This is a genomic window from Micromonospora sp. CNZ309 (assembly GCF_002846525.1).
The window spans coordinates 7,179,242-7,200,150 of sequence record NZ_PJNG01000001.1 but is presented as its reverse complement, the minus strand read 5'-3'; the positions used below and the strand labels follow the sequence as shown (position 1 = coordinate 7,200,150).

The following is a 20,909-nucleotide window of genomic DNA, read 5'->3' as shown; positions in this document are numbered from 1 at the left end:
TCGCCCGATGCCCGGGACCGTCACTCATCGTGCGATCATGGGCCGTCCCCTCGATCAATTCCGGAGGAATCCTCATGGCACACCGTCGGCGCGTGGCGCGCGCGGCCGTTTCCACCGCAGCCGCCACCGCCTGTCTCGCCCTCGCCACCCCGGCGTGGGCGTCGAGCACCATTGCGATCAACCCGGACCACCGGGACGAGACGGCCGGCGGATTCTCCACGCGGGACTGCGGCGACCCGCGGTTCGCGGACCGCCCGGCGGACCACGACGGCTGGCACTTCGTCCTGCCCGGCGGCAAGGCCTCGGGCGGCTTCGAGAGCCTGACGCTGACCTTCGGGACCGGCACGGGCGAGGTCACCGTCACCGTGCCGGACGCCGACGACGCCTACCCCGACGCCCTCTACCCGGCGGGGAGGAACGAGGACCGGCTGATCCACGCCTACCTCTTCACCCCGGCCGGCTGGACCCTGCTGGACGGCAGCGCCGTCATCACCGGCACCGCCGGCAAGTTCAACCTGAGCCACACCTGCGGGGGCACCGCGCCGTCGCAGTCGCCGAGCCCGAGCCCGTCGCCGACCACCTCGGAGTCGCCGCAGCCGTCGGAGTCCCCGTCGGAGTCGGCCTCCCCGAGCGCGTCCGCCACGCCGTCGGAGTCGGAGTCGCCGTCGCCCTCGGACTCGCCGTCGACGCCGGCCACCGCCTCGCCGACCGCCAGCTCCGGTGGCAGCGGCGGCGGTGAGGGCGGCCTGCCGCTGACGGGCGTGGCGACGACCAGCATCGCGCTGGGCGGCCTCGCCCTCATCGGCGGCGGCGCGCTGCTGATGCTGCGCCGCCGTCGCGACGACATCACGTTCACGAGCTGACCCCACCCAGCGCCGACCCGGCCGCCGGACACCTCGTCCGGCGGCCGGTCCTCGTCTCCGCCCCGGACGCCCGCCACCCGGACGCCCAACGGGCCTCCCGCGACCACCGGACGTGCATCACATAATCTAAGTACGTCGATGGATTGACGACATATGCCCAGGCCAGGCCACCGGACGGCGTCCGGAAACGTGCGGCGGGACCGGCGGGACGCGGGGCCGGCGTTCCGGCATACGAACGTACTGTTGCCGCGCCGCTTTCCGGCGCGCGACAGTACGCCTCACCAGCGGTGCCATCGACGCCGCCGCTCCCCCGGTCAACCCTGAGGAGATCGCGATGGCTCTACGACTCGCCGACGGCACCGCCTGGTCCGACACCCTCGCCCGCGCCGTGGCCGCCGCACCGGAGGCGTTCGGCTCCCCGGTCGACGGCGTCACCACGCTGCACAACCTCGTACGCGGCGACTGGCACGCCGTGGGCTCACCCAGCCCGGTCCGCACGCCGGTGGACAACACCGTGCTGGTCAACCTGGCCCGCCTCGACGCCGACTCCGCCCGCGCCGCGGTCGCGCACGCCGCCGCCGCGCACCGTGCCTGGGCCGACACCCCGCTCGCCGAGCGCAAGGCCCGGGTCAGCGACGCCCTGGACGCCCTCACCGCCCACCGCGACCTGCTCGCCATGCTGCTGGTCTGGGAGATCGGCAAGCCCTGGCGGCTGGCCTGCGCCGACGTGGACCGGGCGCTGGACGGCGTCCGGTGGTACGTCGGCGAGATCGACCGGATGCTCGCCGACGGCCGGGAGCCGCTGCCCGGACCGGTCAGCAACATCGCGTCCTGGAACTACCCGATGAGCGTGCTCGTGCACGCCGAGCTGGTGCAGTTGCTCGCCGGCAACGCGGTGATCGCGAAGACCCCGTCGCAGGGCGGGGCGGTCTGCCTCACCGTCGCGCACGCGCTGATGCGCCGGGCCGGGCTGCCCGCCACCCTGGTCTCCGGCGGCGGCGAGGAACTGTCCGAGGTGCTCGTACGGGCGCCGGAGATCGGCGCGGTGGCGTTCGTCGGCGGGCGCTCCAACGGCGGCAAGGTCGCCGCCGCGCTGCTCGACTCCGACAAGCGGCACTTCATCGAGCAGGAGGGCCTCAACGCGTGGGGCATCTGGGACTTCTCGCAGTGGGACCTGCTCGCCGGGCACCTGAAGAAGGGCTTCGAGTACGGCAAGCAGCGCTGCACCGCGTACCCGCGCTTCGTGGTCCAGCGGGACCTCGTCGACGAGTTCCTCGACATGTACCTGCCGGTGGTGCGCTCCGTCCGGTTCGGACACCCGCTCGCCGTCGGCGACGACTGGGCCGCCGGTGACCCGCTGCCCGAGCTGGACTTCGGCCCGCTGATCAGCGGCGCCAAGGCCGACGAGCTGCGCCGCAAGGTCGACGAGGCGGTACGCGGCGGCGCCGTGCCGCTGCACCGGGGCAAGCTGCACGGCGCGCCGTTCCTCGACGGGCAGGACACCTCCGCGTACGTGGCCCCGTCGGTGCTGCTGGCCCCGCCCGGGCGGTCCCGGCTGATGCACGCCGAGCCGTTCGGCCCCGTCGACACGATCGTCGTGGTGGACACCACCGACGAGTTGCTGGCCGCGATGAACGCCTCGAACGGCGCGCTGGTCGCCTCGCTGGCCTGCGACGACGAGGAGCTGGCGGGCAAGCTCGCGGTCGACCTCCAGGCGTTCAAGGTGGGCATCAACAAGCCGCGCTCGCGGGGCGACCGCGACGAGCCGTTCGGCGGCCGGGGCGCGTCCTGGAAGGGCGCCTTCGTCGGCGGGGACCTGCTGGTGCAGGCCGTCACCCAGGGCGGCGACGGCCGGCTCTACGGCAACTTCCCCGACTACAGCAGCTACCCCGCCACCTGAGACGCGAGGCAGGGCCCCGGTGCACGTCGCAGGGGCCCTGCCGCCACCACGGCCGCGTACCGTCGAGCGATGTCGATCATCGCGCAGCTCTCCCTGGGAGTGTCCGATCCGCAGCGGGCGGCGGCCTTCTGGTCAGCCGTGCTGGGCTACCACCGCCGCCCGCTGCGGTACCCCGGCGACGACTGGATCGTGCTGGAGCCGCCGCCCGGCGTGCCGGGCACCGCCATCGCCATGGACGTCAGCGAGAGCCCGGCCGAGGAGTTCCCCCGCATCCACCTGGACATCGACGCCGGCGACCGGGACCTCGACGAGGAGGTGGCGCGGCTCGTGGCGCTCGGTGCTCGCCCGGTCGACTGGCGGCACTACCCGACCGACCCGCACCCGGCCGAGCCGCCGTACGTGGTGCTCGCCGACCCGGAGGGCAACCGGTTCTGCGTGCAGGGGACGCGCGCACCCGCGACGTGACGCCTCCGCGCGCCCGCCGCGTCAGCAGGAGCCCCGCCCGTTGACCGAGGGCACGCCCGCGGTGAGCGGGACGGTGAGGCTGACCAGCGCGCCGTCCCGCTCGGCCGCGGCCGGCCGGTCGAGCCGCCGCACGGTGCGCAGCATCGGCGTGTTCTCCGCGTGGACGTGCAGCACCAGGGCCGCGTGGCCGGCCTGCTCGGCGTGCCGGACCAGCCGGCGCAGCAGGGCCGAGCCGAGGCCCCGCCGCTGCCAGTCGTCGCGCACCAGCAGCGCCGCCTCGGCCTCGTCGCCCTCGGCGAGCAGGTTCGCCATCGCCACCACCGACCCGGTCGCGCCGGCGTCGCCGGCCGTGGCGAGCAGGGTCACGCCCCGGGCCGGCTCCAGCAGCCGGCGCAGCCGGGCCGGCGAGGGAGCCGCCGCACCGCCCAGGTAGCGGCGGTGCCGGCTGCGCGCCGAGCAGCCCTCGTGCAACTCGACGACGCCGGGCAGGTCGTCGACGGTCGCGGGTCGTACGGCCGCCTCGGCGCCGTCGGGCAGCACCAGGGTGACCTGCTCGGCGGCCCGGCGCGCGACGGCCGCCGACAGCTCGACCAGGGCCTGGGCGCGGGCGTACTCGGCCGGGGTGAAGCCCGGCACGGCGCGGCGCAGCGCGAACGACCCACCGGCCGGGTCGTCCAGCAGCATCGTGGTCTCGGCGAGCCCGCCGCCGGAGCCGGTCGACGCGGGCCGCCAGGCGACCGCGTCCGCGCCGAGCAGGGCGCGCAGCGCCTCTCCGGTCGCGTCCGGGTCCCGCACCAGCCGGGTGGCCAGGCCGAGCGCCCGGGTCGGCTGGTCGGCGAGCCCGCGCGCCTCGCTGCGCGCCACCCAGCAGTCCCGGCCCCGCCCCCGGTGCACGGCGGCGACGAGGCCGGCCTCGTCGAGCGAGTCGGGCGCGTCGACCAGGAAGTCGTCGACGGCGCCCCGCTCGGTGGTGTGCACCTGCACGGCGAGGATGTTGACCCCTCGCAACGCCAGGCTCGCCGTCAGCACCGACAGGTAGCCCGGCCGGTCGTCCACGGTCGCCCGGATCCGCCACAGCGTCATGGTTCGCTCCCTTCCCCCGTACGAGGCTCACCGGTCGCTGTTGCGGGCCGGTTGCTACCGGGTGACGGCTCCGGTCCCGGCACGGCGACCTGCGCCACACCGACCGCCGCCGGGCGGCCCGGCTCAGGGGTTCGCGGCCACCGGCGGCGCCCCGACCAGGTCGAGCCGGTCGCCGAGGATCACCGCGGCGGCCCGCACGAGCTGCGCCAGCCGGTCCACCTCCGTGGCGTGGAAAGCCGCCGCGGCCGGCGTCCCGGCGCACTCGCGGGCGGCCACCAGCACCAGGCCTGCCCGGCCGAACGGAGCGACCGCGACGTGCGGGCCCGCCGCGACGCTGATCGCCCGGGCGCGCAGCGGGGTCACCTCCGGCAGCGGCGGCGGTACGGGGGCGCGCCAGCTCGCGTAGCCGACGGTCGCCTCCCCGGCGGCGCCGGTCCGGGAGGCCCAGTCCACGGGCACCACCGCGGCCACCGCCCAGTCGGCGGCGAGCAGCCCGGGCACGGCGTCGACCAGGGTGGCGACGCCGTCGACCGGGTTGGCCGCGACCTGGGCCAGCAGTTCGGCGTCCTGCCCGGAGGTGGTGGGCGCGCCGATCGCCCGCCACACCCCGTCCACCCGGACGCCGGGGATCGCCGCCAGCCCGGCGAGCAGCCGCTCGACCCGCGCCGCGCCCGGCCAGACCACGGTGAAGTCGTCCACCGCCCGCCCGCCGAGCCGCTCCAGGACGACCACCTGGACGATGTCCGCACCGGACACGCCCATGGTGCGCGCCACCTGACCGAGCGTGCCCGGACGGTCCGGCAGGGTGACCCGAACTCGCAGCAACATGTCTGAACCCTCCGCTCGGCGGGCCGGCACCGCTGGCCGGCAGGCTGGGCCCCAGCCTGGTGGGTGGCCGTTTCACCCCTGTTGCAGCGGCATGTCCCGAGGGTCAAATCCCGACCTTGACAGAATGGCGGAGCTGCCATCAACTAATCGGATGACCGAGCCGGCCGTCGACGCGCACGGGCCGGGCAGCGTGCCCGCCTCCGCCTCCGCCTCCCCCCGCGGGCTGGATCTCGACCGGCTCGCCGATCATTTGGCCCGGCACCGGCCCGACCTGGCCGACGGCCCGCTGCGGGCCCGGCTGATCGCGGGCGGCAAGTCCAACCTGACCTACCTGCTGGCGCTCGGCGAGCGCGAGGTGGTGCTGCGCCGCCCGCCGCTCGGGCACGTGCTGGCCACCGCGCACGACATGGCCCGGGAGTACCGGGTGATCTCCGCGCTGGCGCCGACCGACGTGCCGGTGCCCGCCGCGCTGCTGCTCTGCGAGGACGCCGAGGTCATCGGCGCGCCCTTCTACCTGATGGAACGGGTGCACGGCGAGGTGTTCCGCACCCGCGCCCAGACCGATCCGCTCACCGCCGAGCAGCGGCGGGAGCTGGCGCTGGCGATGATGGACACCCTCGCCGCGCTGCACGCGGTCGAGCCCGCCTCGGTCGGGCTGGCCGACTTCGGCCGGCCCGAGGGCTACCTCGCGCGGCAGGTACGCCGCTGGGCGGGCCAGCTCGACCGGTCCCGCAGCCGGCCGCTGCCCGGCATCGAGGAGCTACGGGACCTGCTCGCCGGCACCGCGCCGGAGGGCGCCAACGCCGGCCGGATCGTGCACGGCGACTACCGGCTGGACAACCTGCTCGCCACCGTCGACCCGGTGGCCGTACGGGCCGTGCTCGACTGGGAGATGGCCACCCTCGGCGACCCGCTGGCCGACCTCGGGCTGCTGCTGACCTACTGGGACGTGCTCGGCGGCAGCGACTCGGCCGCCGGCAACCCGGTCGCCGACGGGCTCGGCCCGCGCGCCGGGTTCCCCACCGGCACGGAACTGATCGCCCGGTACGCGGGGCGCGGCGACGTCGACGTCGGGCCGCTGCACTGGCACGTCGCGCTCGGCTGCTTCAAGCTCGCGGTGATCTGCGAGGGCATCCACTACCGGCACACGCTCGGGCAGACGCTCGGCGAAGGCTTCGACCGGATCGGCGACATGGTGGCACCGCTGGTCGAACACGGGCTGACCGCCGCCAGGGAGCGGTGATGGACTTCGCGTACGACGCCCGCACGGAGCAGCTGCGGGCCGAGCTGACGGACTTCCTGGAGCAGCACGTCTACCCCTCGGAGCCGGTGCACGCCGCGCAGGTGGCCGCCGCCGGCGACCCGTGGGCCCGGCCCCCGGTGATGGCCGAGCTGAAGGCCGAGGCGCGCAAGCGCGGCCTGTGGAACCTCTTCCTGCCCGACCCGCGCCACGGCGCCGGCCTGACCAACCTCCAGTACGCCCCACTGGCCGAGCTGACCGGGCGCAGCCCGCACCTGGCCCCGGAGGCGCTCAACTGCGCCGCGCCCGACACGGGCAACATGGAGCTGCTCGCCGAGTTCGGCTCGCGGGAGCAGCAGGAACGCTGGCTGCGGCCGCTGCTGGAGGGCGAGATCCGCTCCGCGTTCTGCATGACCGAGCCGGAGGTGGCGTCCTCGGACGCGACCAACATCGCCACCCGGATCACCCGCGACGGCGACCACTACGTGGTCGACGGGCGCAAGTGGTGGTCGTCCGGGGCGATGGATCCGCGCTGCGAGATCTTCATCGTGATGGGCAAGACCGACCCACAGGCCGACCGGCACCGCCAGCAGAGCATGATCCTGGTGCCCCGGGACACCCCCGGCGTCGCCGTGCGGCGGGGCATGACGGTGTTCGGCTACAGCGACGCCTCGCACGGCGGCCACGCCGAGATCGACTTCACCGACGTCCGCGTACCGGTGGAGAACCTGGTCGGGTCGGAGGGCACCGGCTTCGCGATCGCCCAGGCCCGCCTCGGCCCCGGCCGCATCCACCACTGCATGCGGCTGATCGGCATGGCGGAGCGGGCCCTGGAGCTGCTCTGCCGGCGGGCCCTCGACCGGGTCGCGTTCGGCCGGCCGCTCGCCGAGCAGGGCGTGGTGCGCGAGTGGATCGCCGAGTCGCGGGTGCGCATCGAGCAGGCCCGGCTGCTGGTGCTCAAGACCGCCTGGCTGATGGACACGGTCGGCAACAAGGGTGCGCACACCGAGATCCAGGCCATCAAGATCGCCACTCCCGCCATGGCCGAGTGGGTGATCGACAGGGCCATCCAGGCGTACGGCGGCGCCGGCGTCAGCCAGGACACCCCGCTCGCCGCCCTCTGGGCCCAGTCACGGACGCTGCGCCTGGCGGACGGCCCCGACGAGGTCCACCGCTCCTCGCTGGCCAAACGCGAACTGCGCCGCTGGTCGAACTGACCCCAGGACACCCCACACCGCGCTTCCCGCCCGCTCCCCCGGCCCGACCCGGCCTGTTGATCATGAGGTTGTTGTCGCGACACGCCGACGTCGGCGGCGACAACTTCATGATCAACCCGAGGTGGGTGGGGTGGGCGGGTCAGGCGGAGGCGCGTTCGATCAGTTGGGTGTCCAGGAGGATGTGGGGGGACGGGAGCTCGTCGCCGCGGATGCGGCTGACCAGCAGGCGGGCCATCTGCCGGCCCATCTCCTCCACCGGCTGGAAGACCGTGGTCAGCGGCGGCTCGGCCTGCCGGGCGATCGGGGCGTCGTCGAAGCCGATCACCGCCACGTCCTCCGGCACCCGCCGGCCCGCCTCGCGCAGCGCGCGCAGCGCCCCGAACGCCATCAGGTCGGAGGCGACGAAGACGGCGTCGAGGTCGGGGCAGGCCTCCAGCAGCCGACGCATCCCGGCCGCCCCGCTGCCCTCGCTGAAGTCGCCGTACGCGATCAGCGCGGGGTCGACCCCGCGCCCGGCGGCCTTGACCGCCTCCTTATAGCCGGTCAGTCGGCCCAGGCCGGCGCCCATGTCCTGCGGGCCGGCGATGGTCGCGATGCGCCGCCGCCCCCGGCCGGCCAGGTGTTCCACCGCCCGCCGGGCACCGCCGACGTTGTCCACGTCGACGTAGTACGCCGGCTGGGCGCCCGGTTGCAGCATCCGGGCCGGACGGCCGCCGAGCACGGTGGGCAGGCCGCGCTCCTCCAGCAGGGTGGGCAGCGGGTCGGAGTCGTGCAGCGACAGCAGCAGGACGCCGTCGACGTGCTGGTTGGTCAGGTGGTGCTCGACCCGCTCCCGCTCGATCGGCGACTGCACCATGGCCAGCCAGAGCTGCAACGGGGTCTCCAGCAGCCCCGAGCTGACGCCCCGGACGATGCCGGCGAAGAACGGCTCGGTGAAGACCCGGTCGCCGGATTCGGAGACCACCAGGGCGATCGAGTCGGTGCGCTGGGTGACCAGGGCGCGGGCGGCCCGGTTCGGCACGTACCCCAGCTCGGCGATGGCCTGCTGCACCGCGGCGCGCGCCTCGGGGCTCACCTGCGGCGAGCCGTTGACCACCCGGGAGACCGTCCCGCGACCGACGCCGGCGCGGGCGGCGACGGCGTCGAGGGTCGGGCGCCCGAGCGACCGGGTGCGCTGCGTTGTCATTGTCTGCTCCTCCGACGGCGGACCGGCCCCGGCGCCACCCCCTGCGGGGTGGCGCCGGGGCCGCCCGTTGATGACTGGCCCTGGCCTATTGTGCGGCCAGACCGTTGCGTCGGATCACCTCGGCGTACCACCTGGCGCTGGACTTGGGGATGCGCACCTGGGTGTCGTAGTCGACGTGGACCATCCCGAACCGCTTGGTGTAGCCCCAGGCCCACTCGAAATTATCCATCAGCGACCAGGCGAAGTATCCCCGCAGGGGCACCCCTGCCTCGATCGCCTCGTGCGCGGCGCGCAGGTGGGCGTCGAAGTACGCCAGCCGGTCGACGTCGTCGACCCGCCCGTCGACCACCTCGTCGACGAAGGCGGAGCCGTTCTCGGTGACGTAGAGCGGCAGGTCGGTGTACTCCTCGTGCACCCGGCGCAGCGTCTCCACCAGGCCGGGGGCGTCGATCTCCCAGTTCATGTCGGTGACCGGCACGCCCCGGGTGACGAACCGCACGTCCTCGCTGCCCGGCCAGCACGACGGCGCCCGCCAGTACGGCTCCGGCTCGGCGTCGGGCACCGGCGCGGCGACGACGTGGCGGCTGTAGTAGTTGACCCCGACCACGTCCAGCGGGGTGGAGATGGTCGCGAGGTCGCCGTCGCGCACGTGCCCGAAGTCGGTGACCCCGGCGAGGTCGGCCATCAGGTCGGCCGGGTAGGACCCGCGCAGCAGCGGGTCCAGGAAGAAGCGGTTGGCCAGCCCGTCGATGCGCCGCGCGGCGTCGACGTCCGCGGGCGCGTCGCTGGCCGGGGTGACCGGGTAGAGGTTGACCGTCACCCCCACCTCGGCGCTCGGCCGGGCCGCGCGCAGCGCCTGCACCGCGAGGCCGTGCCCGAGCATCAGGTGGTGCCCGGCGCGCACCGCGTCGGCGCCGTCCGAGCGGCCCGGCGCGTGCACGCCCGAGCCGTAGCCGAGGAACGCCGAGCACCACGGCTCGTTGAGCGTGGTCCAGTAGCGCACCCGGTCGCCGAGCGCGTCGGCGACCAGCGTGGCGTAGTCGGCGAAGCGCGCGGCGGTGTCCCGGGCCGGCCAGCCGCCGGCGTCCTCCAGCGGCTGCGGCAGGTCCCAGTGGTAGAGGGTGAGCCACGGCTCGATGCCGTTGGCGAGCAGGTTGTCCACCAGCCGCCGGTAGAAGTCCAGACCGGCCTCGTTGGCCGGGCCGGACCCGCCCGGCTGCACCCGGGGCCAGGAGACGGAGAACCGATAGGACTTCAGTCCCAGCTCGGCCATCAGCGCCAGGTCGGAGTCCAGCCGGTGATAGTGGTCGCAGGCCACGTCGCCGGTGTCCCCGTTGACCGTCCGGCCGGGGGTGTGGCTGAAGGTGTCCCAGATCGACGGGCCCCGGCCGTCCTCGGTCGCGGCTCCCTCGATCTGGTACGCCGCGGTGGCGGCACCCCACAGGAAGCCGGGCGGGAAGGTGAGCGGCGGACGCTCGGCGAGGGCACCGGAGGCCGGCGGGCGGGCGGGGTTGCTCACGATTTGACGGCACCTTCCATGATCCCGCCGATGATCTGGCGGCCGAACAGGAGAAAGACGAGCACCAGGGGAATGGTGCCCACCGCCGTGGCGGCGAAGACCTGCGAGTAGTCGGTGTAGTAGGCGTACGAGAGGAAGGAGAGCGAGACCTGGAGGGTCGGGTTCTCCGGGGAGAGGATCGCGTACGGCCAGAGGAAGGAGTTCCAGGTCTCCATGAAGGTCAGCAGGCCAAGCACGCCGGCGGCCGGACGCAGGGCGGGCAGCACGATGCTCCAGTAGATCCGGAACGTGCTGGCGCCGTCGACCCGACCGGCCTCGATCAGCTCGTCGGAGATCGCCTGGCTGGCGTACTGGCGCATCATGAACACGCCGAAGGCGCTGACCAGGAACGGCACGGTGACGGCGTAGAGGGTGTCGTACCACTTGAGTTCCTGCATCATGCCCCAGAGCGGGATGAGGCCCATCTGGGTCGGGATCATCATGGTGACGATGATCGCCAGCAGCAGGACGTTCCGGCCCCGGAACTTGAGCTTCGCGAAGGCGAACCCGGCCAGCGACCCGGTGAGCACCACCGACAGGGTGACCACCGAGGACACGATGATCGAGTTCATCATGCCCTTGAGGAAGTTGGCCGCGTCGTTGTCGAGCACCCGGCCAAAGTTGTCCCCGAACGCCCCGGCGGGGGTCAGCGGCGGTGGCACGTCGTTGATGGAGTCCAGGCTGCGGGTACCGATCACGATCATGTAGTAGAAGGGGTAGATCGACAGCAGCGCCGCCAGGACGAGCGCCACGTAGGTCAACGGACTGGTGCGCCACAGGCGCTGGGAACCCGAGATCACCGAGCTCTCCTCACTTCGCCGAGCGGCGGACGAGTAGGAAGTTGATCAGGGACACCAGAACGATGATCATGAAGATCGCCCAGGCGACCGCGGCTCCGTAGCCGGCGGTGTTCAGGTTGACGATGCCCATCTCGTACATGTACATGGCCAGCGTCTGGAACTCCCGCTGGTTGCCGCCGATGATGTTGCCGTTGCCGAAGAGCAGCGGCTCGGTGAAGAGCTGCATGCCGCCGATCGTGGACAGGATGACCACGAAGATGAAGGTCGGCTTGAGCATCGGCAGGGTGATCTGCCAGAACTGCCGCCACTGGCTGGCACCGTCGATCGCCGCGGCTTCGTAGAGGTCCTTCGGGATGGCCTGCATGCCGGCGAGCAGGATCAGCGTGTTGTAGCCGGTCCACCGCCAGTTGACCATGGAGGCGATGGCGGTCCAGGAACTCCACCGTTGGCCGTCCCAGTCGACCGCGTCGACACCGACGAGGCTGAGCAGCCAGTTGAACAGGCCGAACTCCCGCTGGAACAGCATGCCGAAGACGATCGCGACGGCCGCCACCGAGACCACGTTCGGGACGAAGATGGCCATCCGGAAGAAGGTCTTGGCGCGCAGGAACGTGCGGTTGAGCAGGTTCGCCAGGAAGAGCGCGAGCAGCAGCTGCGGGATGGTCGACAGGGCGAAGATGCCGATCGTGTTGCGCAGCGCGTTCCAGAAGTACTCGTCGGACAACAACCGGGTGTAGTTGTCGAATCCGATGAACGAGTGGTCGCCGATCATGTCCCAGTCGTGCAGCGACATCCAGGCGGTACGCACCATCGGGTACAGCCCGAACGCGCCGAAGATCAGGAAGAACGGGGCGATGTAGAGGTACGGCGAGTACTTGAGATCGAGGCGGTTGAGGAGGTATCTCCGGCGACGCCGGGACGTGACGTCTGGAGGTGGCGGTGCTGCTGGCGACGGCGGCGCCGTCGTGGCCGACAGGCTCATGCGAATTTCCTTTTCCGGCGAGGCCCGGGGGCCCTCGGCAGGGTGCTACGCGGAGGGGACCGACCGGTGGCGTCCGGGGAGTCCCGAACGCCACCGGAGGGGAATCACTCAGAAAGCACCCTGAGTCTTCGCGTCCTTCGTGAACTGCTCCCAGGCCTTGCCCTTGTCGGCCTGACCGTTCTCGAACGCCCGCAGAGCCGGCTCGAGCGCGTTCTCCTTCACCGCCTGGTGCTTCGGGCCCAGGTGCACCGGCTGGATCTTGCTGACGCTCTCGCCGAAGATCTTGCCGGTCGGCGCGTTGCTGAAGTACTCGTTGGTGTAGCTGAGGAACGCCTCGTTCTTCAGCGCCTCCAGGTTGGTGGGCAGCGGGCCCTTGGCCTTGAAGGCCTCCACCTGGCTGGTGGCGTTGGTCAGGAACTCGGCGAGCTTCGCCGCCTCCTTCTGGTACTTGCTCTGCTCGGGAACCGCGAGCCACGAGCCACCCCAGTTGCCGCCGCCGCCCGGAACGGCCGCCACGTCCCACTTGCCCTTGTTCGCCGCACCGGAGTTGTCCGCGACGATGCCGAGCATCCAGGACGGGCAGAAGGTCGCCGCGAAGGTGCCCTGCTTGAAGCCGCCCGACCACTCCGGCGACCAGGTGGACGCCTTGGCGGAGATGTCCACCATCGAGGTGGCGGTGTCCCAGGCGGCCTTCACCGCGGGACTGGTGTCCGCGATGATGTTGTTCTCCTTGTCGTAGAACAGGTCGCTGCCCTGCTGGAAGAGAACGCCGTTGGAGACGGCGGTGATCGAGTCGATGAACGCCTTGCCGCCGCTGCCCTGCTTGTACTTCTTGCCGGCCTCGTGGAAGCCGTTCCAGTCCGGCCAGAGCGCCGACACCTGGTCGCGCTCGGTGGGCAGGCCGGCCGCCTGGAACAGGTCCTTGCGGTAGCAGACGGCGAGGCTGCCGACGTCGGTCGGCAGGCCGATCAGCCGGCCGTCCGGCGCCTTGCCGAGCTCCCACTTCCAGGGCAGGTACTCCGTGGAGTGGTCGGCGACCAACGGGTTCAGGTCGGCCCAGTTGCGCGGGTTGGCCTTGAACTCGTTGAGGATGCCCTCCTCCAGGGCGGTGACGTCCGCCGCGCCCTTGCCGGTGGCGAGGTAGCGGACCAGCTTGGGCCGGTACTCACCGAGCTGCGCGGTCTTGCGCAGCTCGACCTTGATGCCGGTCTCCTTCTCGTACTGCTTGACGAGCTCGTCGTAGCCCATCTCGCCGAACGTGTCGACGACCAGCTTGGCCGGCTTCTCGCCGGCAGCGGGCTCGTCGTCGTCGTTGCCGCATGCCGAGAGACCGCCGACGGCGGTGATCGCGGCCAGGGCGACGGCCGCCAGGCGGGTACGCCGCGTGGTGAGGCGCATCTGTAACCCCTCTTTCGGTGGTGAGGCTGTCAGTCGGGTGTGGTGGGGGGTGCCGTGGTGCGTCCCGGTGGGTGCCACCCCGGATGGCGCCCGGTGCGCGGCGGGTGACCCGCACCACTCCGGGAGCGCTCCCATGAGATTGCCGGGGGGTGTCGGGAGTGTCAATAGGCCGTTTGGGAGCGTTCCCAGATCGTTACCACCAGGACGTTTGCCGATCATCACCGGCTGCCGACCTGCGCCGAAGCGGTTCAGCGCCGAATCATGCCCGGGGTCACGCTGACCGGTGATCGCTCACCCTCGCCTGCGCCATCATCTGCCTGGCGCCGACTCCAACGCTCAAGGAGTTAGGACCTTCAAGTCGGCGCGAGCGGTCAGCAGAGCCGACGCAGCAGGGTCGACACCGATCCGGGGTCGAAGGCGGCCGGGTCGAACCGCTCCCCCACCCAGGCCCGCATGTCCCGGTGTTCGGGATGACCGGGATCGCCCCACGCGGCCAGCAGCACCCGGTAACCGTCCGGTCCGCCGACGTCCTCCGGCGGTCCCGCCCGCTCCCCGTCGAGGCAGACCGGGTAGCGCTCCCGCGGGTCGGCGGCGCAGACGTCCTCCACCAGCAGATCGTGCTCCCACCAGTCGCCGAAGTCGTAGGTGTAGTGGAACCGGCTGCCCTTGCCGACCACGGCGTCCAGCCGGACGTCCAGCTCGTCGTGCACGGCCAGCTCCCCGTCCTGGTCCGGCTCGCCGTACTGGGTGCCGTCGACCTCGAATGAGTGCAGGTGGCAGTCCCGCCAGCCCACCGCGTACTGCACGACCCGGTGCACCCGGTCGAGGGTGAAGCCGCCGGGCACCAGGACCCGACGCCAGACCGGGGGCCGGACCCCGGTCACGGAGATCCTCAGTTGGAAGATCTGACGTGGCATGCGCTCCCACCCTCCTCCGGGGAACTAGGCTGCCAACATGATCTGCCGAGCGTGCCGGGCGAGGCGGCACGACGACTGCCCGGGCCGGAACTGGTGCGACTGTCAGCACCGTACCTCCCGACCCACCCCTCCGGTCACCGGTCCGGCCGGCGAATGACCGTCGGGATCCCGATCTCCCGGCTCTGGCCCGACCCGGCCGCCGAGCCGTTGGACGACGCCGCGCTGACCGCCCTCTACCGCCGCGCGGACCACCCCCACCTGCGGGTGAACTTCGTGGCCAGCGTCGACGGCGCGGTCACCGTCGACGGCTACTCCGCCGGCCTGTCCGGCGAGCCGGACAAACGGGTCTTCGGCCTGCTCCGGATGCTCTGCGACGCGCTGGTGGTCGCCGCCGGCACGCTGCGGCACGAGGGTTACCAGGCGGTCCGGCTCAGCCCGCGGCGCCGGGCCTGGCGCCGGGAACACGGCCTGGCCGAGTACCCCACGCTGGTGGTGGTCTCCGGCTCGCTGGACCTGGACCCCGGGCAGGCGGCCTTCGCCGACGCCCCGGTCCGGCCGGTCGTCCTCACCCACGCGCGGGCCACCGCACCGCCCGGGCTGGTCGACGTCGCCGACGTCGTACCCGTCGGCGACGACCGGGTCGACCTCGCCGCCGGCCTGGCCGAGCTGCGCCGACGCGGTCTCGGCCAGGTGCTCTGCGAGGGCGGCCCGCAGCTGTTCGGCGCGCTCACCGGGACCGACCTGGTGGACGAGGTCTGCCTGACCGTCGCCCCGCTGCTCGCCGGGCCGGGCCCGGGCCGGATCACCGCCGGCGCGGCCGCCGCCGTCCGGCACCTGTCGCTGCGGCACGTGCTGGCCACCACCGACGGCGTCCTCATGCTCCGGTACGCCCGGGCCTGAACCCGAGCGGCCGCCGCCGGGCGACGACACAGCGCGGCGAGAAGGCGACCGTGGGTGGCGGTGCCGCACGGACCACGTGGCGTCCGCCGCGTCGCGTGGCAACCTGTCGTACTCCTCGGGCAGGATGCAGGCGTGTGCCCCGACCGCGACGACCAGCCGACCGGAGTTGCCCGATGACTGACGACGGGTTCGACGGCCCGGGCGAGGCGGTCGGCCGGGTGCTGGGCACCGCCGACGCCACCCCCCTGCAGTTCTGGACGGCGGTCTCCCCCGGCAGCTACCTCCAGCTCGACGACGTGGTGGTGACCCGGCGCGAGCTGCCCGACCGCGAGCCGGTCACGATCGCCGGGGTGGTCACCCAGGTGCGGGCCCGGCACGAGGGCGCCCAGTTCGAGTCCGACGTCTTCGCCATCGCCGACGGCACGCTGCCCGCCCAGGTGCAGGAGGCCGCCGAGGTAACCACCACCCGCGTCGACCCGGAGCTCTACGTGCCGCCGTCGCCCGGTGCCGTGGTGCACCGCGCCGAGGGCGACGCCCGGGCCCGCGCGCTGCACTTCGACCGGATGGAGCGGCGCATCCCCATGGGCATGGGCCGCGACGGGGTGCCGGTCTACCTCAACGCCGACTTCCTCGACGGCAGCCGGGGCGCGCACGTGTCGATCTCCGGCATCTCCGGCGTCGCCACGAAGACGAGCTTCGCCACCTTCCTGCTCTACTCGGTGTTCCGCTCCGGCGTGCTGGGCGGCGACGCGGTCAACGCCAAGGCGCTCATCTTCAACGTCAAGGGCGAGGACCTGCTCTTCCTCGACCACCCCAACACCCGGCTCGACGACGCCACCCGCGCCTCCTACGCGAAGCTCGGCCTGGTCGCCGGCGCCTTCCCCGACGTGCGGGTCTACGCCCCGCCCCGGGTGGGCGACTCCTCCGGCACGCCCGACGTGAGCAGCCGCCTCACCGGGGTCGACAGCTTCTACTGGACGCTGAGCGAGTTCTGCGCCGACCGCCTGCTGCCCTACGTGTTCGCCGACGCCGACGACGAACGCCAGCAGTACACGATGGTGGTGCACTCGGTCGCCGCCCACCTGGCCCGCTACGCCCAGCCCGCCGACGGCGGGGTGAGCATCGACGGGGTGCGCCTCGGCTCGTACGCCGACCTGGTCGACCACGTCGTCGAGCAGCTCAACGACGACGAGACCCGCTCCGACTGGGCCGGCAGCGCCGTCGGGCTGGGCACGGTCAACGCGTTCGCCCGGCGGCTGATCGGCAGCAAGAAGGACCTGTCCCGGCTGATCCGGGGCGACCTGGCCACCCGCCGCCCGCACAGCATCAACACCGCCGAGAGCGCCCAGGTCACCGTGGTCGACCTGCACAACCTCCCCGACCGCGCGCAGCGGTTCGTGGTCGGCGTGACGCTCAAGAGCGAGTTCGAGCGCAAGGAGAAGGCCGGCACCGCCAAGCCGCTGCTCTTCGTGGTGCTCGACGAGCTCAACAAGTACGCCCCCCGCGAGGGCTCCTCCCCCATCAAGGAGGTGCTGCTCGACATCGCCGAGCGGGGCCGCTCCCTCGGGGTGATCCTGGTCGGCGCCCAGCAGACGGCGAGCGAGGTGGAACGGCGCATCGTCACCAACTCGGCGATCCGGGTGGTGGGCCGGCTCGACCCCGCCGAGGCGTCCCGCCCGGAATACGGCTTCCTGCCGCCCGCCCAGCGACAGCGCGCGCTGCTGGCCAAGCCGGGCACGATGTTCGTCAACCAGCCCGACATCCCGGTGCCACTCTGCCTGGAGTTCCCGTTCCCGGCCTGGGCCACCCGGGTCTCCGAGGCCGGCCGCGCCCCGTCCGAGACGCTCCGGTCGCTCACCCAGTCCGTCGACCCGTTCGCGGTGGTCGGCTCCGGCGGCGGCACCTCCGACGACGACATCCCCTTCTAGGGAGTGACCCGTGAAGATCCTGCACACCTCCGACTGGCACGTCGGCAAGGTCCTCAAGGGGCAGTCGCGGGCCGAGGAGCACAAGCGGGTCCTGGCCGGCGTGATCGACGTCGCCCGCGCCGAGGCGCCCGACCTGGTCATCGTCGCCGGTGACCTCTACGACACCGCCGCCCCGACGCCGGAGGCCACCCGGCTGGTCACCCGGGCGCTGACCGCGCTGCGTCGCACCGGCGCCGACGTGGTGGCAATCGGCGGCAACCACGACAACGGCCAGGCCCTCGACGCGCTGCGGCCCTGGGCCGAGGCCGCCGGCATCACCCTGCGCGGCGGGGTCCGGGACAACCCCGACGAGCACGTCATCGACGGCACCACCGCCGGCGGCGAGCGGTGGCGGCTGGCCGCGCTGCCGTTCCTCTCCCAGCGCTACGCCATCCGCGCCGTGGAGATGTACGAGCTGACCGCCGCCGAGACCACCCAGACGTACGCCGACCACCTGGGCCGGGTGCTGGGCCGGCTGACGGAGAGCTTCACCGAACCGGACCGGGTGCACCTGGTCACCGCCCACCTGACCGTGGTGGGCGCGACCACCGGCGGCGGGGAGCGCGACGCGCACACCGTGCTGGGCTACGCGGTGCCCGCCACCGTCTTCCCGGGCACGGCACACTACGTGGCGCTGGGCCACCTGCACCGCTCGCAGCGGGTGCAGGGCCCCTGCCCGATCCGCTACAGCGGCAGCCCGCTCGCGGTCGACTTCGGCGAGCAGGAGAACGTGCCGTCGGTGACCGTCGTCGAGGTCACCGCGACCACGGCGGCCCAGGTACGGGAGGTGCCGGTGACCGCCGCCACCACGCTGCGTACGGTCCGGGGCACCCTGGCCCAGCTCGCCGAGATGGACGTGCCGGACGCCTGGCTGCGGGTCTACGTGCGGGAACAGCCGCGCGCCGGGCTGCGCGAGGAGGTGCAGGAGCTGCTCCCGCAGGCCCTGGAGATCCGGATCGACCCGGAGCTGGTGCCCGCCCCGGGCAGCGGCGCGCGGGTGGCGCAGCGGGCGGGCCGCTCGCCCCGGCAGCTCTTCGCCGACTACCTCGACAGCCGGGGGCACACCGACGACGGGGTGCGGGAGCTCTTCGACGAGCTCTTCGAGGAGGTCGACCACTGATGCGGCCGATGCGGCTGGACATGGCGGGCTTCACCGTCTTCCGCGACGAGACCACGATCGACTTCACCGACGCCGACTTCTTCGCGCTGGTCGGGCCGACGGGCTCCGGCAAGTCGACGGTGCTGGACGCGATCTGTTTCGCCCTCTACGGCACGGTGCCCCGCTGGGGTGGCGCCCGGGGCCTGACCAACGCCCTGGCGCCGTCGGCCACCGAGGCGCGGGTCCGGCTGGTCTTCGAGTCCGCCGGTTCCCGCTACGTGGCGACCCGGGTGGTCCGCCGCGACGGCCGGGGCAACGTCAAGACGGCCAACGCCGGATTGCAGCTGATGCCGGCCGGTTTCGACGTGACCAAGCTCGACACCGGGCTGAGCCCGGAGGACCTCGGCGAGGTGGTGGCCGGCACCCCGGCCGAGATGGAGCAGGCGGTGCTGGAGGCGGTCGGGCTGCCGTACGAGCAGTTCACCAGCTGCGTGGTGCTGCCACAGGGGCAGTTCGCGGACTTCCTGCACGCCAAGCCGGCGACCCGGCAGCAGATCCTGGTCAACCTGCTGGGCCTCGGGGTCTACGAGGACGTGCAGAAGAAGGCGACCGCGCGGGCCGCGCAGGCCGAGGCGAAGCTGGAGGCGGTCGACCGGGCGCTCGCCGGGCTCACCGACGTCGACGACGCCGCGCTGGAGGCGGCGACCGGGCGGGTCGACCGGATGCGGGAGCTGGCGGGGGCGGTGGCGGGCGCCGTACCGGAGCTGGAGGCGGCCCGGGCGGCGGCGCGGGAGGCGGGCGCGGCCCTGGCGGCCCTCGACGCCGACCTGGCGGTGCTGGCGGCCGTGCGGGCACCGGACGGGGTGGCGGAGGTGGCCCGGGCGGTGGCGTCGGCGCGGGCCGGCGCGGACGAGGCGGCGACGGCGGTGTCGCTGGCCGAGGAGCGGGAGGAGAAGCTGCGCGGCGAGCTGGCCGCCGCCGGTGACGAGAGCGCGCTGCGGCTGCTGCTGCGGGCGTACACCGATCGGGAGAAGCTGGCCGGCGAGGCGGCGGCGGTCCGCGCGGCGGTGACCGGGGCGCAGGCCGAGCACGGCGCGGCGGTGGCGGCGCTGGCCGAGGCGCGGGCGGCGGCCGAGCGGGCCGAGACGGAGCTGGAGGCGGCCTTCCGCGCCCACGAGGAGGCGAAGGCGACCGACCAGGCGGTGGCGTTGCGCGCGCACCTGCGCGCCGGGGCGCCCTGCCCGGTCTGCGAGCAGACCGTCGCGACGGTGCCGGCGGTGCCGGCCGACTCGGCGGTGGCCGCCGCGACGGCGGCGGGACGGGCGGCGCGGGCCGCCAGCAAGGCCGCCCAGTCGGTGGTGCAGGAGCGCGACGGGGCGGCCCGGGAGCTGGAGCGGGTGCTGCTGCGCGCGCGGGCCCGGCAGGACCAGGTGCAGGCCCGGCTGGCCGAGCTGGACGACCAGTTGGCCGGGGCGGCCGAGCCGATGGTGCTGCGCCGCGAGCTGGACGACCACGCGCGGCTGCGCCGGGCGCTGGAGGAGTCGGCGGCGGCGGTGCGGGCCGGTCGGGAGGCCGCGCGGCGGGCCCGGGCGGCGGTGGACGCCGCCGAGGAGCGGTTGCGGGCGACCTGGCGGGCGTTCGACGCGGCCCGCGACGGGCTCGCCCGGTTCGGGCCGCCGACGGCGGACCGCGACGACCTGGGGGCCGCGTGGGCCGCCCTCACCGGCTGGGCCGGCGAGGAGGCGGAGCGGCGCCGCGCCGAGCGGGCCGGACGGGCCGGGGCGGTGGCGGCGGCCGAGGCGGCGGCCGCCGAGGTCGGCGAGCGCATCGCGGGCGTCCTCGCCGCCGCCGGGCTGCCGCCCGCCGACGATCCGCTGCGCGCCACCGACCGCGCCCTCGAGCGGGCCGAGGCCGACCTGCGCGAGCTGGAGCGGCGCCGGGAGCAGGCCGGTGGCCTGCGCGAGCAGCGGGCCGGCTACGAGCGCGAGGCGCAGGTGGCCCGGGCCCTCGCGGGGCACCTGCGGGCCAACAACTTCGAGCGGTGGCTGCTCGCCGAGGCGTTGGACCTGCTGGTCGACGGCGCCTCGGGCATCCTGCGGGAGCTCTCCGGCGGGCAGTACGACCTGGTGCACGACAAGGGCGAGTTCTTCGTGGTCGACCACCACGACGCGGGGTTGCGTCGGGGCGTACGCACCCTGTCGGGCGGTGAGACCTTCCAGGCGTCGCTGGCGCTGGCGCTGGCGTTGTCGGAACAGCTCGCCGGGATGTCCACCACGGCGGCGAGCCTGGAGTCGATCGTGCTGGACGAGGGCTTCGGCACGCTCGACGCGGCCACCCTCGACACGGTGGCCGCCACACTGGAGAACCTGGCCGCCCGGGGCGACCGGATGGTCGGTGTGGTCACCCACGTGCCGGCTCTCGCCGAGCGCATCCCGGTCCGGTTCGAGGTCAGCAAGGACGCCCGGTCGGCCCGCGTCGAACGGACCGGCCGGTGAGCGGGGCCCCG

17 protein-coding genes are annotated in these 20,909 nt (G+C 73.5%); 9 read left to right on the top strand and 8 right to left on the bottom strand.

The annotated features are described in order from the left end of the window. The first annotated feature begins 92 nt into the window (after positions 1 to 92). From CLT72_RS31090 to CLT72_RS31080, 3 genes are all read left to right on the top strand, one after another. Entirely contained in the window at positions 93 to 863 is a 771-nt protein-coding gene (locus tag CLT72_RS31090) for an LPXTG cell wall anchor domain-containing protein (RefSeq protein WP_350821066.1), read from the top strand. 334 nt (positions 864 to 1,197) lie between these two features. Continuing rightward, positions 1,198 to 2,763, top strand: coding sequence for an aldehyde dehydrogenase family protein (locus CLT72_RS31085; protein WP_101414783.1), 1,566 nt, complete (start codon positions 1,198 to 1,200; stop codon positions 2,761 to 2,763). A gap of 69 nt (positions 2,764 to 2,832) precedes the next feature. Next, the gene (locus CLT72_RS31080; protein ID WP_101414782.1) at positions 2,833 to 3,228 is read left to right on the top strand and encodes a VOC family protein; all 396 of its coding nucleotides are present in this window, start codon (positions 2,833 to 2,835) and stop codon (positions 3,226 to 3,228) included. A gap of 21 nt (positions 3,229 to 3,249) precedes the next feature. On the opposite strand, the gene CLT72_RS31075 is transcribed toward CLT72_RS31080, so the two are convergent. Next, positions 3,250 to 4,311: a GNAT family N-acetyltransferase gene (locus CLT72_RS31075; RefSeq protein WP_101414781.1), complete on the bottom strand. Its 1,062-nt coding sequence runs from the start codon at positions 4,309 to 4,311 to the stop codon at positions 3,250 to 3,252. A 123-nt stretch (positions 4,312 to 4,434) separates the two neighbouring features. Continuing rightward, on the bottom strand, positions 4,435 to 5,139 hold the full coding sequence (locus CLT72_RS31070; protein ID WP_089001326.1) for an ACT domain-containing protein: 705 nt from the start codon (positions 5,137 to 5,139) through the stop codon (positions 4,435 to 4,437). Positions 5,140 to 5,290: 151 nt separating this feature from the next. Here CLT72_RS31070 and CLT72_RS31065 point away from each other — a divergent pair, with 151 nt between their 5' ends. Both CLT72_RS31065 and CLT72_RS31060 read left to right on the top strand, forming a co-directional pair. Beyond that, positions 5,291 to 6,382, top strand: a complete 1,092-nt coding sequence (locus CLT72_RS31065) for a phosphotransferase family protein (protein WP_101414780.1) — start codon at positions 5,291 to 5,293, stop codon at positions 6,380 to 6,382. Continuing rightward, positions 6,382 to 7,596, top strand: a complete 1,215-nt coding sequence (locus CLT72_RS31060) for an acyl-CoA dehydrogenase family protein (RefSeq protein ID WP_101414779.1) — start codon at positions 6,382 to 6,384, stop codon at positions 7,594 to 7,596. Before CLT72_RS31065 ends, CLT72_RS31060 begins: the two co-directional genes overlap by 1 nt. Before the next feature lie 139 nt (positions 7,597 to 7,735). Here CLT72_RS31060 and CLT72_RS31055 read toward each other — a convergent pair whose 3' ends face one another. The 6 genes from CLT72_RS31055 to CLT72_RS31030 form a co-directional block, all read right to left on the bottom strand. Beyond that, positions 7,736 to 8,782, bottom strand: a complete 1,047-nt coding sequence (locus tag CLT72_RS31055; protein WP_101414778.1) for a LacI family DNA-binding transcriptional regulator — start codon at positions 8,780 to 8,782, stop codon at positions 7,736 to 7,738. 85 nt (positions 8,783 to 8,867) lie between these two features. After that, entirely contained in the window at positions 8,868 to 10,301 is a 1,434-nt protein-coding gene (locus tag CLT72_RS31050) for a GH1 family beta-glucosidase (RefSeq protein WP_101414777.1), read from the bottom strand. Continuing rightward, complete coding sequence (locus CLT72_RS31045) at positions 10,298 to 11,140, bottom strand: carbohydrate ABC transporter permease (RefSeq protein WP_101414776.1); 843 nt, start codon at positions 11,138 to 11,140, stop codon at positions 10,298 to 10,300. The genes CLT72_RS31050 and CLT72_RS31045 overlap by 4 nt, the downstream gene beginning before the upstream one ends. Before the next feature lie 10 nt (positions 11,141 to 11,150). After that, complete coding sequence (locus CLT72_RS31040; protein ID WP_101414775.1) at positions 11,151 to 12,122, bottom strand: carbohydrate ABC transporter permease; 972 nt, start codon at positions 12,120 to 12,122, stop codon at positions 11,151 to 11,153. Positions 12,123 to 12,230: 108 nt separating this feature from the next. Further along, on the bottom strand, positions 12,231 to 13,520 hold the full coding sequence (locus tag CLT72_RS31035; protein WP_101414774.1) for an ABC transporter substrate-binding protein: 1,290 nt from the start codon (positions 13,518 to 13,520) through the stop codon (positions 12,231 to 12,233). Positions 13,521 to 13,891: 371 nt separating this feature from the next. Further along, a complete protein-coding gene (locus CLT72_RS31030) occupies positions 13,892 to 14,437 on the bottom strand; it encodes a plasmid pRiA4b ORF-3 family protein (RefSeq protein ID WP_101414773.1) in 546 nt (181 codons plus the stop codon). A gap of 153 nt (positions 14,438 to 14,590) precedes the next feature. On the opposite strand from CLT72_RS31030, the gene CLT72_RS31025 reads away from it, so the two are divergent. The 4 genes from CLT72_RS31025 to CLT72_RS31010 all read left to right on the top strand — a co-directional run bounded on the left by CLT72_RS31025 (position 14,591) and on the right by CLT72_RS31010 (position 20,898). After that, the gene (locus CLT72_RS31025; protein WP_101414772.1) at positions 14,591 to 15,337 is read left to right on the top strand and encodes a pyrimidine reductase family protein; all 747 of its coding nucleotides are present in this window, start codon (positions 14,591 to 14,593) and stop codon (positions 15,335 to 15,337) included. A 173-nt stretch (positions 15,338 to 15,510) separates the two neighbouring features. Further along, positions 15,511 to 17,265 (top strand): ATP-binding protein, encoded by a 1,755-nt coding sequence (locus CLT72_RS31020; RefSeq protein ID WP_101414771.1) that lies wholly within the window; start codon positions 15,511 to 15,513, stop codon positions 17,263 to 17,265. A gap of 10 nt (positions 17,266 to 17,275) precedes the next feature. Continuing rightward, entirely contained in the window at positions 17,276 to 18,424 is a 1,149-nt protein-coding gene (locus CLT72_RS31015) for an exonuclease SbcCD subunit D (RefSeq protein WP_101414770.1), read from the top strand. Continuing rightward, entirely contained in the window at positions 18,424 to 20,898 is a 2,475-nt protein-coding gene (locus tag CLT72_RS31010) for an AAA family ATPase (RefSeq protein WP_101414769.1), read from the top strand. The genes CLT72_RS31015 and CLT72_RS31010 overlap by 1 nt, the downstream gene beginning before the upstream one ends. The last annotated feature ends 11 nt before the right edge of the window (positions 20,899 to 20,909 follow it).

Bases quoted from the DNA above. Each gene is read 5' to 3' on its own strand.
- CLT72_RS31060 (WP_101414779.1), top strand. From the start codon at position 6,382: ATGGACTTCGCGTACGACGCCCGCACGGAGCAGCTGCGGGCCGAGCTG.
- CLT72_RS31025 (WP_101414772.1), top strand. From the start codon at position 14,591: ATGACCGTCGGGATCCCGATCTCCCGGCTCTGGCCCGACCCGGCCGCC.
- CLT72_RS31085 (WP_101414783.1), top strand. From the start codon at position 1,198: ATGGCTCTACGACTCGCCGACGGCACCGCCTGGTCCGACACCCTCGCC.
- CLT72_RS31010 (WP_101414769.1), top strand. From the start codon at position 18,424: ATGCGGCCGATGCGGCTGGACATGGCGGGCTTCACCGTCTTCCGCGAC.
- CLT72_RS31035 (WP_101414774.1), bottom strand. From the start codon at position 13,520: ATGCGCCTCACCACGCGGCGTACCCGCCTGGCGGCCGTCGCCCTGGCC.
- CLT72_RS31040 (WP_101414775.1), bottom strand. From the start codon at position 12,122: ATGAGCCTGTCGGCCACGACGGCGCCGCCGTCGCCAGCAGCACCGCCA.
- CLT72_RS31055 (WP_101414778.1), bottom strand. From the start codon at position 8,782: ATGACAACGCAGCGCACCCGGTCGCTCGGGCGCCCGACCCTCGACGCC.
- CLT72_RS31075 (WP_101414781.1), bottom strand. From the start codon at position 4,311: ATGACGCTGTGGCGGATCCGGGCGACCGTGGACGACCGGCCGGGCTAC.
- CLT72_RS31070 (WP_089001326.1), bottom strand. From the start codon at position 5,139: ATGTTGCTGCGAGTTCGGGTCACCCTGCCGGACCGTCCGGGCACGCTC.
- CLT72_RS31065 (WP_101414780.1), top strand. From the start codon at position 5,291: ATGACCGAGCCGGCCGTCGACGCGCACGGGCCGGGCAGCGTGCCCGCC.
- CLT72_RS31080 (WP_101414782.1), top strand. From the start codon at position 2,833: ATGTCGATCATCGCGCAGCTCTCCCTGGGAGTGTCCGATCCGCAGCGG.
- CLT72_RS31030 (WP_101414773.1), bottom strand. From the start codon at position 14,437: ATGCCACGTCAGATCTTCCAACTGAGGATCTCCGTGACCGGGGTCCGG.
- CLT72_RS31020 (WP_101414771.1), top strand. From the start codon at position 15,511: ATGACTGACGACGGGTTCGACGGCCCGGGCGAGGCGGTCGGCCGGGTG.